This window comes from Pseudomonas sp. GNP012, from assembly GCF_054343835.1.
Genome location: NZ_JBTGUU010000001.1, coordinates 911,046 through 925,464 on the forward strand (window position 1 = coordinate 911,046; position 14,419 = coordinate 925,464).

The following is a 14,419-nucleotide window of genomic DNA, read 5'->3' on the forward strand; positions in this document are numbered from 1 at the left end:
TCGATGAACCGCACGCTCACTACTCCTGCCGATACTTTCGCAGATCTGCCCATGTCCGACAGATCCGTACGCCGTAAAGGATTTCTCATTGTATTGGTGACGTTCGGCCTGTTTGGCGGATGGGCGGCGTTTGCTCCGCTGGACGGCGCGGCTTACGCGCCGGGTGTCGTCACCGTGCAAACGTATCGCAAGACGGTTCAGCATCTGGAGGGCGGCATCGTCAAGGACCTGCTTGCCCATGATGGCGATGTCGTGAAAAAAGGCGACCCGATCATCGTACTCGACGACGCTCAACTGCGCTCCGAATACGAAATGACCCGCAGCCAGTTGATTGCTGCCAGGACAATGGAGGCGCGCCTGCTTGCCGAGCGGGATGACCTGCCGGCGATCGCATTCCCCAATGACCTCCTTTCCGACAATCAGCGCAGTTCCGAAGCGCGTTACGGCGAGACACAGGTGTTCAACGCAAGGCGTAGCTCGCGACTTGGACAAATCTCGGTCCTGCAAGAGCGTATTGGTCAGTTGAATCAGCAAATCAAGGGAACCGATACCATGATCGGTACCAAGGCCAGCTTGCAGGAATCCTATAGCGGCGAAATTGCCGAACTGAAAGAATTGCTGGCCCAGGGTTTTGTCGACAAGCAGCGGATGCTCGAACAGGCGCGCAAGCTGGATTTGCTCAAGTCTGAAGTGGCGGATCACCGCTCGACCAACATCAAGACCAAGTTGCAGATCAACGAAACCCAGTTGCAGATCCTGCAAATCGACAAGGACTTCAGCGCCGACGTTACCAAGCAGTTGGCAGAGACCCAGACCAAGGCCTATGACTTGCAGGAAAAAGTCTCGGCGCTGGAGGATCGCCTGAGCAGGGTGGTTATCCGCGCTCCGGATGACGGGATGGTGATCGGCATGACGATTCACACCATCGGTGGCGTTGTGCGACCCGCGACGCCCTTGCTGGATATCGTTCCATCGGTTTCCGATCTGGTGGTCGAGGCGCAGGTCTCGCCCAATGACATCGACCGAATCGCTGTCGGCAAGTTGGCGGACATTCGCTTCAATGCCTTCAACTCGGCCACGACTCCTGTCATCGAAGGTCGAGTGACGAGTGTTTCCGGCGACCGTCTGATCAACGAGAAAACCAGCGCGCCGTATTACCTGGCCCGGATCAGCGTGACTCGGGAAGGGGCGCGTAAACTGGGTGATCGCAAGCTGTTGGCGGGCATGCCGGCAGACGTGTTGATCAACACCGGAGAGCGCACCATGCTGCAGTACTTGATGCAGCCGGCACGTGACGTTATCGCCCAGTCGATGATCGAGGAGTGATCGTGCGTCTGTTTCCCTGCCTGGTATTGGGTTCGATGGCTTTGCCTGTTCATGCCGCCGAAGCGCCCGTCGCCCGGTCCTCTATCACGACACCGCCAACGGCTTCGGTCAGCAAGCAGAATTACTCGGTTGACTTGATGCAGCTGTACCGCGAGTCACGCCTGGAAGACCCTCGGGTGATCGCTTCCTACTCCAAGGCTCAATCCGGGGTCGAACAGCAAAACCAGGCATTTGGCAGTCTGTTGCCCTCGGTGACGGCTAACGCCGGATTCAACCGGATCAAACAGTCCAACATTCAGATCGACGAGGCCTACAACAGCCGCAATTATTCGGTGGGGTTGACCCAGCCTTTGTATAACAAGGCTGCCTGGGAAAACTACCAGCACTTCAAAAGCCTGGCAAAGCAGGCGGACTCCGAATCAAAGGAAGCTCAGGCCGAGGCCACGGTGGATCTTGCGCAGCGTTACTTCGCTGCATTGGCTGCCGATGATGAACTTGAGCTGGTGCAGGCCGAGCGCAGGGCTACCCAGAAAAACCTCGACAGGGTCAGTGCGCTCTACAGCAAACAGTTGGCAATGGTTACCGATTTGCTGGAGCTCCAGGCTCGAGTCGATTCGCTGGCCGCCCAGGAAGTCGAAGCGCGCAACCAGTCCAGTCTGAGCCGCGTCGCGTTGTCGGAGATTATCGGACGGCCGGTCAAAGAGAAGCTGAGCCGTGTGCGTAATGACGTCGAATTGAAGGTGTCCGCTGAAAGCCTGGAGAGTTGGGTGAATTTGGCGATCGCCGATAATCCGGCGATAAAGGCCGGTGAAAATGCGCAGGAGGCTGCCGAGGCTGCCCTGCGCGCCGGTAAGGGTGGGCACTATCCCACGGTCAATCTGAACCTGAGCGCACAACAGACCAACGAGGGTTACAACAATTCGTTGGCGCCGCAGACCGACAGCTATGTCGCGGGTGTTGGGGTACAGATTCCGATCTATAGCGGTGGTGCGACATCCGCGCGGGTCAGGCAGTTGTATCAGGATCAGCTCACCGCAGAACAGCAATTGGTGGCGACACGCCGTCAGGTGGTCAAGGAAACGACTAACGCGTATTTGACTGCAGACTCAAGCGTGGAAAAGATTCATGCCAACCGCAATGCACTGGCTTCGGCCGAGCAGTCGCGCATCGCGGCAGAAAAGGCATTCACCTATGGTGTGGTCAATGCCGTGGATGTATTGACTGCAGTGCAGAACGAGTTCACGGCACGTCGCGATCTGCTGAAGGCTCAGTACGACTTTATAACCAACCTTTTTATCCTGAATCGTTGGGCCGGAAAGTTGTCGCAAGAGAGTGTCGAGAACGTCAATGTCTGGTTGAGTGGCAATGATCAAGCGATCACTTCACCAGAGACACTGCGCGAATAAGTTGTCGCCTGTTAACCGCTCTTGGCGCATCGCGTTGGACAAGTTGGAGCGTCGAAAAAGCGATGTTGGTTTTTACGGCGATAAAGGCGGGCATTAAAGCAATGGGTCAAGTCGGGCTGCGCCTGCAGAGCAGGCGCAGCCCTCGACAATCAACGACGAGATGGGTGCATTGAAAGCAGGGCGCGACGCAGAATGGCGACACCCACGCCAAGTATGAATCCGAAGATCAGGCCAAATCCGACGATCAGGGCTTTCTTCGGTTTTATAGGTGCTTGAGGTGCTGTCGCATCTTTATCAACTTGTACCAGGTTGAATTGATCGAAGTTTACACTCAGCTGTTTCAAGTGAGTCAACTCTCCGCGAATGTCTGCGAAGTCCTTGACGAACATCTCAGGATTATCCCGCTCTTTGAGAAGTGCCGCTTCGCGGTTTGTAGCCAGCAGGCTGAGTTCTTTTTGAATCTCATCAATGCGCGGTTCGGTGAAGTCATCGGAACTACGAGTTACCAGGGTGGCGCGTTCTGCTTCCAGTGCCGCCTGTCCCAGGAAGTACAGAGGTATTTTCTGATTGTTGACTTCAGTGCGGATCATGTTGCCCTGATGTGCCTGCTCTCCATCTCCCAGCGCCGAGGGCGTGGTGGGTTTCACAATGCCGAGTTTCTTGGCGATGACGATGGCTTCGTCAAGCTCTTTGATGCGGTTTTGTCTGCGGCTTTGCAGTTGTTGACGCAATGCTTTGAGTTCGTCTTGAAGTGTTTGTTTTTTTAACTTGTCTTTTTCCAGCAAGTGGGCGATTTTTGAATCTCTTTCCGCCTCATAGACGGATTTTTTTGACTCCAGCTTCTTTTCCACGTTGTCGATACGATTGGCAACGAGTGTTTTCAAGTTTGCGGCAGCTTTTTCTTTCTCGGCTTTAACGACGTAGTCGGTAAAGGCTTTCAAGATGCCTACGCCATCTACACCCTGGGGATACCTGAGACTAAGGCCAACGGCTTCGGTAAGGCTGGAACTCTTTTTAGGGTCGATCTTTTCAAGCAAAAATGCTTTTTCGTTGAATTTGTCAAATGTTTCTTCAATGGATTGCCCAGGTGCCTGCAATGGCGCAAGGAACTGCGGGTTGGCCTGGAAGAACTTCAGGCGGACATCATAAGACTGCATTGATGAGCCAACGTTATTCAACGCATCACTTGGCCGGATTTTGTAAAGTCCGGACTCGTTCAACTCGTCCAGGTCAGCCAGTGGAACGGGGCGAATAGTAGTTTCAGCCTCATATTCCGGAGTTGCCAATTGTGCATAAGCAATAGCGGCGGTAACAGTCAGTGCAGTAAACAGTAAAACAATCGCCCGTTGGCTCCAGAGGCTACCAATAAGCTCCTTTACTTCAGCAACTTCGTGTCGTGGGGTATCAATTGTATTTACTGGAATATTCATCGCACGCTCTGAAAGTTTGGACAGACGCTCCAAAAGTGTTTCTGGAAAATTATCGTCATCCAGGTTGAAAAATTTACATCTGGTTAAATTTTTTTGGATTTTCCTGCATTTGTTACCAAACAGCAAGGGTGAGAAACGCTCGCAATTACGAGCCCAGGGCTGATCTGGTATCGCTCGATGGCTTCAAGGACTGGTTCTACGCATGAGCCCCTTGTCCCCTCGGTATCCTTAATGCGTTTTGTTCATCCCCCACCATTTATCGGCCGGTCCGCAATACCATTCATTCCTTCGCATAGGCCCGGCGAGGTTTCATGTTCATTCAGGGTCTACTCTCATTCTGGCAGGGTCCCCCGACGAGAGCCGAGTGTTTCTCGAGAAATAAAATTACGACTATCATATTGCGTTTGAATTATGACTATAATAAATACCGCTTGCGCCGGCGTGCCCTGGTGTCAGGCGTCCCTCAGCATCCTTTAGGAGCACCGTCATGAATTCAGTTCAGTCCCAAGGTACGGCCCTTGTCACCGGTGCTTCGTCCGGCATCGGGGCAGTTTACGCCGAGCGGTTGGCGGCTCGTGGTTTTGATCTTTTGCTCGTGGCTCGCGACGAGCAGCGACTGGAGGCGGCCGCGAGCAAACTGCGTTCGGAGCATGGGATCGAGGTTGAAGTGCTGAAGGCGGACCTGACTCAAAAAGCAGATGTGCTGCAGCTCGAACAGCGGTTACGCAGCGATTCGAGTATCAGTCTGTTGCTCAATAACGCCGGCGTGGCGGCGGACGGGCTTTTGGCCAATGCCGATATCGACCAACTGGAGCGAATGATTCAGTTGAATATCACCGCTGTCACGCGATTGGCCGCGGCGGCTGCAGCCGGTTTTACCAAGGCCGGGCGCGGCACAATCATCAATATTGCGTCGGTGGTGGCCTTGTTTCCCGAGCGTTTCAATGCGACCTACAGCGCCAGCAAGGCCTATGTATTGAGCCTGACTCAATCGTTGAACGCCGAACTGGACGGCACCGGGGTGAAGATCCAGGCGGTGCTGCCCGGTGTAACCCGAACCGAGATCTGGGAGCGCTCCGGCATCGATGCGTCACAAATTCCTGCGGACATGGTGATGGAGGCGGGTGAGATGGTCGATGCTGCATTGTCGGGTCTGGATCAGGGTGAATTGATCACTATTCCTTCATTGCCCGATGCGGCGGATTGGAATGCGTTCGTGGCGGCGCGTCTTGTGATGGCGCCTAACCTGTCCAAAAGCAAGGCTGCTGCCCGTTATCGGTAAGTGCCATCAATCAGATTGAGGTGTGAGCGGTATGAATGATCGTCGTGTGGTTGTAACAGGCATGGGCCTGGTGTCGCCGCTGGGGAGCGGTGTCGAAGTGGTCTGGGAGCGGCTGCTGGCCGGGCGTTCCGGGCTGCGTAATCTGCCGGATGAGGTGGTTGCCGATCTGCCGGCCAAGGTCGGCGGTGCGGTGCTGACCTTGGCGGATGACCCGCAGGCGGGTTTCGATCCGGACCGGGCGACCCCGCCCAAGGAACAGAAGAAGATGGACCGCTTCATTCTGTTCGCCATGGAAGCCGCGCGTCAGGCATTGGAGCAAGCCGGCTGGCAAGCGCTGGATGCCAATGCCCAGGAGCGTACGGCCACCATCATCGGTTCAGGCGTGGGTGGTTTCGGTGCGATTGCCGACGCGGTGCGTACTACCGATAGCCGTGGTCCGAGGCGTTTGTCTCCGTTCACCATTCCTTCATTTCTGGTCAACCTCGCGGCCGGTCATGTGTCGATCCAGCATGGCTTCAAGGGGCCATTGGGCGCGCCGGTCACGGCATGCGCTGCCGGGGTTCAGGCGATTGGCGACGCGGCGCGAATGATTCGTGCGGGTGAGGCGGATATCGCGGTGTGCGGCGGTACGGAAGCGGCGATCGATCGGGTCAGCCTTGCCGGGTTCGCGGCTGCTCGTGCCTTGTCCAGTGCTTACAACGAAACGCCTGAGCGCGCATCACGACCTTTCGACAGTGGTCGCGATGGCTTTGTCATGGGTGAAGGGGCCGGGCTACTGGTCATCGAGTCTCTGGACCATGCGCTGGCCCGGGGCGCCAAGCCCCTGGCGGAGCTGGTCGGCTACGGCACCAGTGCCGATGCCTATCACTTGACCGCCGGTCCCGAGGACGGCAGCGGTGCGCGGCGAGCGATGTCGTTGGCATTGGCACAGGCCGGTGTTTCTCCGGCTCAGGTCCAGCATCTGAATGCTCATGCAACCTCGACTCCGGTAGGGGATCTGGGTGAGCTGGCGGCGATCAAGGCGTTGTTCGGTGCGCAAAACGGCATCGCAGTGACATCGACCAAGTCGGCGACCGGACATTTGCTCGGTGCCGCGGGTGGACTCGAAGCGATCTTTACGCTGCTGGCAATCCGCGACCAGGTCGTGCCGGCGACCCTCAATTTCGAAAAACCGGACCCTGCCACTGAAGGCGTGGACATTGTTCATGGCAGCGCACGGCCGATGGCCATCGAATATGCGTTGTCCAACGGCTTCGGATTTGGCGGGGTCAATGCCAGTGTGCTGTTCAAGCGTTGGCAGGGTTAATCCTGCGGGTGTTTGAGGTGTTCGCGTGCGACGTCGAGAATCCGTTGGGCAAACCCGGCGTCAGCCACGCTGCGTGATAACAGCAGGGCGCCGACCAGCGTAGACATGATGACGATGCTACGGTCGGCGGTGTGCTCTCCGTCAAGAGTGTGCCGGATCTGCTCGAGTCGCGCCCGGAGCACGACGTCGCTGGTGGGGCTCGGTTGACCACGCAGCCCCAGTTCCGAAGAAATGGTCGGCAGCGGGCAACCCTCGTGAGGTGAGGTTTGATGCCATTCGGACAGGTAGGTGTCGATGAAGGCTTCGAGCGGGTGTTCCTCGGCGAAGATTTGCGCGCACAACTCGTCGACTTGTACGCCAGCCTCTTGCAAGGCTTTTTCCACCAGTTCGTCCTTGGACTTGAAGTGCGAGTAAAAGCCACCGTGGGTCAGGCCCAGTGCTTTCATCAGGGGTTGCAGCCCGGTCGCGCCGATACCGTCGCGTCTAAATCGCGCTGAAGCTTCCTTGATTATGCGTTGGTGGGTCTGGGCTTTATGGTCCTGCGAGTAACGCATCTGATATCTCCGCATCAATGCGGCCCATATTAACCAATGAAAATTGCATGGTGACTGTACTTCTATTTCTAAAAAGCATGCAGATGCTTCGATATGGGTACAAATCGGCATGATTTCAGGGCAGCCACGCAAAAACAAACCCCGCCGTTCAAGGCGGGGTTTTCATTCAGCGGTCCTGCGCTTCCTTGGCGTCCATTTCCGCATTGCGTTCGGCGACGCGCTTACGTTGCTCTTCGGTCAGTTCGACTTTGTGAGCGGTGTCGCGCAGCATCATCAGACCACCAACGATCGAGCCAATGGCAACGACCAGAATCAACCAGGCATACCAGGGCATAGGACTCTCCTTGAAAAGCAGGCGGGTCGACGAGGGTTCGTCAACCGATCGCGTATAGCACTTTGAGTGACGGGGTTTCATCGCAGTTCCATCGCTATCACCCCCATTCTATGCCTGTTGTTCAAGGTTCACTTGAACGCTTTCAAAGTCCGGTCAGCATCGCATCCGCCGGTGCGTCGGCGCGCAATTGCGCGGTGAGCGTGAAGTACACGAAACCTGCGGCCATGAAGCCCAGGAAGATCAGGCCGATCAAGGTGTTGAACCAGGCCATCGCCACCAGGCATACCACCGCCAGCATCAGCGCAATGAACGGCACCAGCGGGTAGCACGGGGCGCGGAAGGTGCGCTCCAGGTTCGGCTCGGTTTTGCGCAGCTTGAACAGGCTGAGCATGCTCATGATGTACATGACGATGGCGCCGAATACCGCCATGGTGATCATCGCCGCCGTCAGCGTCATGCCGCCGAGGTTGATCAAACCGTCGCTGTAGATCGCCGCGATGCCGATCACGCCGCCGGCGATGATCGCACGGTGGGGAGTCTGGAAGCGCGACAATCTGGCCAGGGACGCCGGCAGGTAGCCGGCGCGGGCAAGGGCGAAGAACTGGCGCGAATAGCCAAGGATGATCCCGTGGAAACTCGCCACCAGGCCGAACAGGCCGATCCACACCAGCATGTGTAGCCACCCGGAGCTTTCGCCGACCACGGTTTTCATCGCCTGGGGCAGCGGGTCGTTGATGTTTGACAGGGTGCGCCAGTCGCCGACGCCACCGGCGAAGAACATTACGCCCATCGCCAGCAGCACCAGGGTCAAAATACCGCTGATATAGGCTTTGGGAATGGTGCGTTTCGGGTCCTTGGCTTCTTCGGCGGCCATGGCGGCGCCTTCGATGGCCAGGAAGAACCAGATGGCAAAGGGGATGGCCGCGAACATTCCGGCAATCGCCGGGGCGCCGAACACGTCGGTGCCGGCCCAGCCATTGAGGGCGAAGTTGCTGAAGCTGAACGCCGGCGCGACCACGCCCATGAACACCAGCAATTCAGCGACCGCCAACACGCAGACCACCAGCTCGAAGGTCGCCGCCAGTTTCACGCCGAGGATGTTGAGTCCCATGAACAGGATATAGGCACCGACTGCCGCGTGTTTCGGGTCCAGGGCTGGAAACTGGACATTGAGATAGGCGCCGATGGCCAGGGCAATCGCCGGTGGGGCGAAGACGAATTCGATCAATGTCGCCAGGCCGGCGATCAATCCGCCTTTTTCCCCAAACGCACGACGGCTGTAGGCAAAGGGGCCTCCAGCGTGAGGAATGGCGGTGGTCAACTCGGTGAAACTGAAGATGAAGCAGGTGTACATGGTGGCGACCATGAAAGAGGTCACCAGAAAACCCAAGGTCCCGGCCACGCCCCAGCCATAACTCCAGCCGAAATACTCCCCGGAAATCACCAGCCCGACGGCAATGCCCCACAGATGCAACGTGCCCAGCGTGGGTTTGAGTTGTGTGTTCATGCGCTTGCTCCCTGAGTGGTTTGGAACGCTCGGGGGGAGGCCAGTGCAGTGGGCGTGCCATTTTTCGAGGGGGCGTCGTAATGGACTGAAAGGCGTCGTATCGGAGATGTTCGCAACTGAATGTGCGAACTTTGTGCGTCAGTCGGGGGCGTCGTTGCTACTAATGCCGCTTTCGCGAGCAAGCCCGCATGTCTGCTACACGACGCCGCTGCGATGCGGATACGTCGAATTTCAAAGCAGGTGCGGGCTGCTGTTGATGTTCAGGTTTGTTCGGTAAGGCACTCGCGCAACGCCGTCTGCCAGTCAGGTTGACTGACGCCCCAATCGCGTTGCAAGCGACTGCAATCCAGGCGCGAGTTGAGCGGCCGGGCGGCAGGCGTCGGGTAGTCGCTGGACGGGATCGGGAACAGGGCGGCGCAGGGCTTGCCCTGTTGCCGCAATGCTTCGCCGATTGCCTGGGCGAAGCCGAACCAGGAGGTCTCACCTTGAGCGCTCAGGTGATAAGTACCCCAGCTGGCCACCTCATTCGCCTGCCAATGTTCAATCAGGGCAAGGGTGCTGTTGGCGATTGTGCCGGCCCAGGTAGGGGCTCCGATTTGATCGGCGACTACCCGCAACTCCGGTTTCTCTTGCAGCAATCGCTGCATCGTCAGTAGAAAGTTGCGGCCATGGGTTGAATAGACCCAACTGGTACGCAGGATCAGGTATTTGCCTTGCACATCCTTGATGGCCTGTTCACCGGCCAGCTTGCTCTTGCCGTATACCCCGAGCGGATTGGGCGTGTCGTCCTCGTTGTAAGGACCGGCTTTCAACCCGTCGAAAACATAGTCCGTGGAGTAATGTATCAACGGGATGTCGAGAGCCAGCGCCTCTTCGGCGAGAATGCCGGGAGCGATCGCGTTGATGGCAAAGGCTGCTTGCGGCTCGCTTTCTGCCTGGTCGACCGCTGTATGGGCCGCCGCGTTGATGATCAGGTCGGGCCTGAGGTTTTGAACCTGGCGGCGAATCTGATCGGGTTGCGCGAGATCGAGTTGATCGCGACCCAATACAATCAGTTCGCCGATAGCCCCCAGTCGCCGTTGCAGCTCATGTGAGACCTGACCGTTGCGACCATTGATGAGTACTTTCATGGCTGCAGCCCAGTCTCTTCACGAGGCAAATCGGGCTCACACAGATTCATTGCGCTTCCCCTGCCAGTTTGGCCAGGTACTGGCCATAACCCGTCTTGCCAAAGTACCGGGCGCGCTCCAGCAGCTGTTCGCGGTCGATCCAGCCATTCTCATAGGCTATTTCTTCGAGACAGGCGACTTTGAGTCCCTGGCGGTGTTCGATGGTTTGCACGTACTGAGAAGCTTCGAGCAAACTGTCGTGGGTGCCGGTGTCGAGCCAGGCGAAACCTCGACCAAAACGCTCGACCTGCAGGTCTCCACGTTGCAGATAGGCATTGTTGACGTCAGTGATTTCCAGTTCGCCGCGAGGCGAAGGTTTCACCGCCTTGGCGATCTCGATCACGTCGTTGTCGTAGAAATACAGGCCGGTTACGGCATAGCTGGATTTCGGTTTTTTCGGTTTTTCTTCGATCGAAAGCGCACGGCCGTCGCTGTCGAAATCGATGACGCCGAAGCGCTCGGGGTCCTTGACCCAATAACCGAACACGGTGGCGCCGGAAGAGCGTTTTGCCGCGTTCTGCAATTGTTCGCCAAAGTGCTGGCCGTGGAAGATGTTGTCGCCCAGGATCAGGCACACAGGGTCATCGCCAATGAACTCCTCGCCAATCAGGAAAGCCTGGGCCAGACCGTCCGGAGATGGCTGCTCGGCAAAGCTGAAGTTCACCCCGAACTGGCTGCCGTCACCCAGCAGATTGCGATACTGCGGCAGATCCTGCGGGGTGGAGATCAGCAGGATATCCTTGATGCCGGCCAGCATCAGCACCGAGATCGGATAGTAGATCATGGGCTTGTCGTAGACCGGCAACAGTTGCTTCGACACGCCGAGCGTAATCGGGTGCAGGCGCGTGCCCGAGCCACCCGCCAAAACGATGCCTTTCATCATGCGAGCAGCTCCTTGGGATTGATGGCGCCAAGGCGTTCACCCTGATAGCTGCCGTCCTGGACACGGCGGCACCATTCCAGGTTGTCCAGGTACCATTGAACGGTTTTGCGCAGGCCGGTTTCGAAGGTTTCTTCGGGCACCCAGCCCAGTTCGCGCTCAATCTTGCCGGCGTCGATTGCGTAGCGTAAGTCATGACCAGGACGATCCTGGACGAACGTGATCAGGTCGGCGTACTGCGCAACGCCCTCAGGCTTGTGCGGTGCCAGTTCTTCAAGCAGGGCACAGATGCCGCGCACCACGTCGATGTTCTTTTGTTCGTTGTGCCCGCCGATGTTGTAGGTCTCGCCGACGGTTCCGGTGGTCACCACCTTGAGCAGTGCCCGGGCGTGATCCTCGACGAACAGCCAGTCGCGCACTTGCAGGCCGTTGCCATACACCGGCAGCGGCTTGCCGGCCAGGGCGTTGAGGATGACCAGCGGAATCAGTTTCTCGGGGAAGTGGAAAGGCCCGTAATTGTTCGAACAATTGGTCAGCAGCACGGGCAGGCCATAGGTTCGCTGCCAGGCGCGGACCAGGTGGTCGGACGCGGCCTTGCTGGCGGAGTAGGGCGAGCTGGGTGCGTAGGGCGTCGTTTCCGTAAACAGGTCGTCGACACCGTGCAGGTCGCCGTAAACCTCGTCAGTGGAGATGTGATGAAAGCGGAACGCGCTTTTCTCGGGCGCCGGGAGGGCTTGCCAATACGCGCGGGCGGCTTCGAGCAGGCTGTAGGTGCCGACGATGTTGGTCTGGATGAATTCCGATGGCCCATCGATGGATCGATCGACGTGGGACTCCGCAGCCAGGTGCATGATCGCGTGAGGCTGGAAACGGGCCAGCACTGCACTGACGGTGGCCTGGTCAACAATATCGGCCTGAACGAACTCGTAGCGCGTGTCGTTGGCAATGCTGGTCAGCGATTCGAGATTGCCGGCATACGTCAGTTTGTCCAGGTTGAGCACTTCATGCCCTGTGTGTTGAATCAGCTCGCGGACAAGGGCCGAGCCTATGAAACCGGCTCCGCCGGTAATAAGGATACGCACGTTGGGCCAGCCTTTTTCAGTAATGCGAATGGCGGTAGCTTGCAGGCGCGAGCGGGGAGGTGCAAGAGTTCTTGACCCATTTGGTTGCGTCGCGCCAATCAGGTTCGATTATCCATGAGTTGCCGCCGTCACTCACTACTCTTGCGCACAATTTGGAGTTCCAGGTACGACCTTCGCGGTTTTTTGCGTATCGGACTGCCTTCGCGCACCCCGTAACCCCAGCGTAAACCCACTCTTTACGCTTTCTTTATGTCCGGCCCGCACCCTCGGTCTCGCTCCTTTACAGCCTCCTTTCCGACAATGACTCCACACGCGGCAATACGCCGTAACACGGAGAACTTCCATGAGCGTTCTGGACGGGGTGTCACTGCTGTTGGCAGTGGGGCTGTTCATTTATCTGTTGGTTGCGCTGTTGCGCGCGGACCGGAACTAGGAGCGGCTATGCACAGTTATGACTATTGGCTGATCCTCGGGTTTTTCGCCCTGGTATTGGTCCCGGCGCCGTTTCTCGGGCGCTTCTACTACAAGGTGATGGAGGGGCAGCGCACGTGGCTGTCGCCGGTCCTGGGCCCGGTCGAACGCGGTTGCTATCGGCTGGCCGGCGTCGATCCGCACGCCGAACAGACTTGGCAGAAGTACACCCTGGCCTTGCTCGCCTTCAACCTTGCGGGTTTCCTGCTGCTGTTCGCGATCCTGCTGTTCCAGGACCATTTGCCGCTGAACCCGCAAAACCTGCCGGGGCAGGAGTGGACGCAGGCGTTCAACACCGCCGTCAGTTTCATGACCAACACCAACTGGCAGTCCTACAGCGGCGAAGCGTCCTTGAGCTACTTGAGCCAGATGGCCGGCCTCACCGTGCAGAACTTCGTCAGCGCCGCCACTGGCCTGGCCGTACTGGTTGCGCTGTGCCGCGGCATCGGGCGCAAATCCACGGCATCGCTTGGCAACTTCTGGGTCGACATGACCCGCGCCACCCTCTACGGCCTGTTGCCGCTGTGCCTGCTGCTGGCGCTGTATCTGGTCTGGCAGGGCGTGCCGCAAACCTTCGCGCAGTACGTGAATGCGGTGACGGTGCAAGGCGTTGACCAGGTCATTCCCCTGGGCCCGGCTGCCAGCCAGATTGCGATCAAGCAATTGGGTACCAACGGTGGCGGCTTCTTCGGCGTCAACTCGGCGCATCCGTTCGAGAACCCGACGGCCTGGAGCAACCTGTTCGAAGTGGCCTCGATCATCCTGATCCCGGTGGCGCTGGTTTTTACCTTCGGCCACTACGTGAAGGACCTGCGTCAGAGTCGCGCGATCATCGCCTGCATGCTGGCGCTGTTCCTGATCGGCGGCGCGACCTCGCTATGGGCTGAATACCAGCCGAACCCGACCCTGAACAACGTAGCCGTCGAGCAGACTGCGCCGCTGGAAGGCAAGGAAGCGCGTTTCGGCACTACCGCCACGGTGCTCTGGTCGGTAACCACCACGGCGGCGTCCAACGGCTCGGTCAACGGCATGCATGACAGCCTCAATCCGCTGAGCGGCATGGTGGCCCTGGTCAACATGATGGTTGGCGAGGTGATCTTCGGCGGCGTCGGTGCCGGGCTCTACGGCATGTTGCTCAACGTGCTGATCGCAGTTTTCCTCGCCGGCCTGATGATCGGTCGTACGCCGGAGTACCTCGGCAAGAAACTGCAAGCCAGGGAAGTGCAATTGCTGGTGGTGACCCTGATGGTCATGCCGATTGGCGTATTGGTGCTCGGCGCGATTGCCGCCAGCCTGCCAGGCCCGGTGGCCTCGGTGAGTAACCCTGGCGCCCACGGTTTCAGTCAGTTGCTCTACGCCTACACCTCGGCCAGTGCCAACAACGGTTCGGCTTTCGGCGGCTTCGGTGCCAACACGCCGTTTCACAACCTGATGCTGGGCCTGGGCATGTTGATTGGTCGCTTCGGTTACATCCTCCCGGTTCTGGCCCTGGCCGGTAGCCTGGCGATGAAGAAAACCGCACCGATTGGTCAGAACAGCTTCCCGACCCACGGCCCCCTGTTCGTGACCTTGCTGACTGTGACCATTTTGCTGGTGGGCGGCCTGACATTCCTGCCGACCCTGGCACTGGGCCCGATTGCTGAACATCTGAGCATGGCCTTCTGAGGAAGTT

Annotated in this window: 13 protein-coding genes; 6 read left to right on the forward strand and 7 right to left on the reverse strand. The window is 58.1% G+C overall.

The features are described from left to right. Positions 1–3 precede the first annotated feature (3 nt). Together ACXX83_RS04025 and ACXX83_RS04030 are read left to right on the forward strand one after the other, a co-directional pair. A complete protein-coding gene (locus ACXX83_RS04025) occupies positions 4–1,326 on the forward strand; it encodes an HlyD family type I secretion periplasmic adaptor subunit (RefSeq protein WP_217837527.1) in 1,323 nt (440 codons plus the stop codon). A 35-nt stretch (positions 1,327–1,361) separates the two neighbouring features. Next, positions 1,362–2,732, forward strand: coding sequence for a TolC family outer membrane protein (locus ACXX83_RS04030; RefSeq protein ID WP_458550157.1), 1,371 nt, complete (start codon positions 1,362–1,364; stop codon positions 2,730–2,732). Between the two features lie 149 nt (positions 2,733–2,881). Here ACXX83_RS04030 and ACXX83_RS04035 read toward each other — a convergent pair whose 3' ends face one another. After that, the gene (locus tag ACXX83_RS04035; protein ID WP_458547618.1) at positions 2,882–4,288 is read right to left on the reverse strand and encodes a Wzz/FepE/Etk N-terminal domain-containing protein; all 1,407 of its coding nucleotides are present in this window, start codon (positions 4,286–4,288) and stop codon (positions 2,882–2,884) included. A gap of 361 nt (positions 4,289–4,649) precedes the next feature. Here ACXX83_RS04035 and ACXX83_RS04040 point away from each other — a divergent pair, with 361 nt between their 5' ends. Both ACXX83_RS04040 and fabF read left to right on the forward strand, forming a co-directional pair. Continuing rightward, complete coding sequence (locus ACXX83_RS04040) at positions 4,650–5,444, forward strand: SDR family NAD(P)-dependent oxidoreductase (protein ID WP_217837529.1); 795 nt, start codon at positions 4,650–4,652, stop codon at positions 5,442–5,444. Positions 5,445–5,475: 31 nt separating this feature from the next. Further along, complete coding sequence (fabF, locus tag ACXX83_RS04045) at positions 5,476–6,750, forward strand: beta-ketoacyl-ACP synthase II (RefSeq protein WP_458547619.1); 1,275 nt, start codon at positions 5,476–5,478, stop codon at positions 6,748–6,750. Here fabF and ACXX83_RS04050 read toward each other — a convergent pair. From ACXX83_RS04050 to rfbB, 6 genes are all read right to left on the reverse strand, one after another. Next, on the reverse strand, positions 6,747–7,304 hold the full coding sequence (locus ACXX83_RS04050) for a TetR/AcrR family transcriptional regulator (protein WP_217837531.1): 558 nt from the start codon (positions 7,302–7,304) through the stop codon (positions 6,747–6,749). The genes fabF and ACXX83_RS04050 overlap by 4 nt on opposite strands. A 166-nt stretch (positions 7,305–7,470) precedes the next feature. After that, a complete protein-coding gene (locus ACXX83_RS04055; protein WP_007973599.1) occupies positions 7,471–7,638 on the reverse strand; it encodes a DUF2897 family protein in 168 nt (55 codons plus the stop codon). A 142-nt stretch (positions 7,639–7,780) separates the two neighbouring features. Next, positions 7,781–9,145, reverse strand: a complete 1,365-nt coding sequence (gene eat, locus ACXX83_RS04060; RefSeq protein ID WP_217837532.1) for an ethanolamine permease — start codon at positions 9,143–9,145, stop codon at positions 7,781–7,783. Between the two features lie 260 nt (positions 9,146–9,405). Beyond that, entirely contained in the window at positions 9,406–10,275 is an 870-nt protein-coding gene (gene rfbD / locus ACXX83_RS04065) for a dTDP-4-dehydrorhamnose reductase (protein WP_458547620.1), read from the reverse strand. A 46-nt stretch (positions 10,276–10,321) separates the two neighbouring features. Continuing rightward, positions 10,322–11,197: a glucose-1-phosphate thymidylyltransferase RfbA gene (gene rfbA / locus ACXX83_RS04070; protein WP_217837534.1), complete on the reverse strand. Its 876-nt coding sequence runs from the start codon at positions 11,195–11,197 to the stop codon at positions 10,322–10,324. Further along, positions 11,194–12,276, reverse strand: a complete 1,083-nt coding sequence (rfbB, locus tag ACXX83_RS04075; RefSeq protein WP_217837535.1) for a dTDP-glucose 4,6-dehydratase — start codon at positions 12,274–12,276, stop codon at positions 11,194–11,196. The genes rfbA and rfbB overlap by 4 nt, the downstream gene beginning before the upstream one ends. 343 nt (positions 12,277–12,619) lie before the next feature. On the opposite strand from rfbB, the gene kdpF reads away from it, so the two are divergent. Both kdpF and kdpA read left to right on the forward strand, forming a co-directional pair. After that, positions 12,620–12,709 (forward strand): K(+)-transporting ATPase subunit F, encoded by a 90-nt coding sequence (kdpF, locus tag ACXX83_RS04080; protein WP_007899818.1) that lies wholly within the window; start codon positions 12,620–12,622, stop codon positions 12,707–12,709. Between the two features lie 8 nt (positions 12,710–12,717). Continuing rightward, positions 12,718–14,412, forward strand: a complete 1,695-nt coding sequence (gene kdpA / locus ACXX83_RS04085) for a potassium-transporting ATPase subunit KdpA (RefSeq protein WP_217837536.1) — start codon at positions 12,718–12,720, stop codon at positions 14,410–14,412. Positions 14,413–14,419: the final 7 nt, after the last annotated feature.

Bases quoted from the DNA above. Each gene is read 5' to 3' on its own strand.
- ACXX83_RS04025 (WP_217837527.1), top strand. From the start codon at position 4: ATGAACCGCACGCTCACTACTCCTGCCGATACTTTCGCAGATCTGCCC.
- ACXX83_RS04030 (WP_458550157.1), top strand. From the start codon at position 1,362: ATGGCTTTGCCTGTTCATGCCGCCGAAGCGCCCGTCGCCCGGTCCTCT.
- ACXX83_RS04040 (WP_217837529.1), top strand. From the start codon at position 4,650: ATGAATTCAGTTCAGTCCCAAGGTACGGCCCTTGTCACCGGTGCTTCG.
- fabF (WP_458547619.1), top strand. From the start codon at position 5,476: ATGAATGATCGTCGTGTGGTTGTAACAGGCATGGGCCTGGTGTCGCCG.
- ACXX83_RS04050 (WP_217837531.1), bottom strand. From the start codon at position 7,304: ATGCGTTACTCGCAGGACCATAAAGCCCAGACCCACCAACGCATAATC.
- ACXX83_RS04055 (WP_007973599.1), bottom strand. From the start codon at position 7,638: ATGCCCTGGTATGCCTGGTTGATTCTGGTCGTTGCCATTGGCTCGATC.
- eat (WP_217837532.1), bottom strand. From the start codon at position 9,145: ATGAACACACAACTCAAACCCACGCTGGGCACGTTGCATCTGTGGGGC.
- rfbD (WP_458547620.1), bottom strand. From the start codon at position 10,275: ATGAAAGTACTCATCAATGGTCGCAACGGTCAGGTCTCACATGAGCTG.
- rfbA (WP_217837534.1), bottom strand. From the start codon at position 11,197: ATGATGAAAGGCATCGTTTTGGCGGGTGGCTCGGGCACGCGCCTGCAC.
- kdpF (WP_007899818.1), top strand. From the start codon at position 12,620: ATGAGCGTTCTGGACGGGGTGTCACTGCTGTTGGCAGTGGGGCTGTTC.
- kdpA (WP_217837536.1), top strand. From the start codon at position 12,718: ATGCACAGTTATGACTATTGGCTGATCCTCGGGTTTTTCGCCCTGGTA.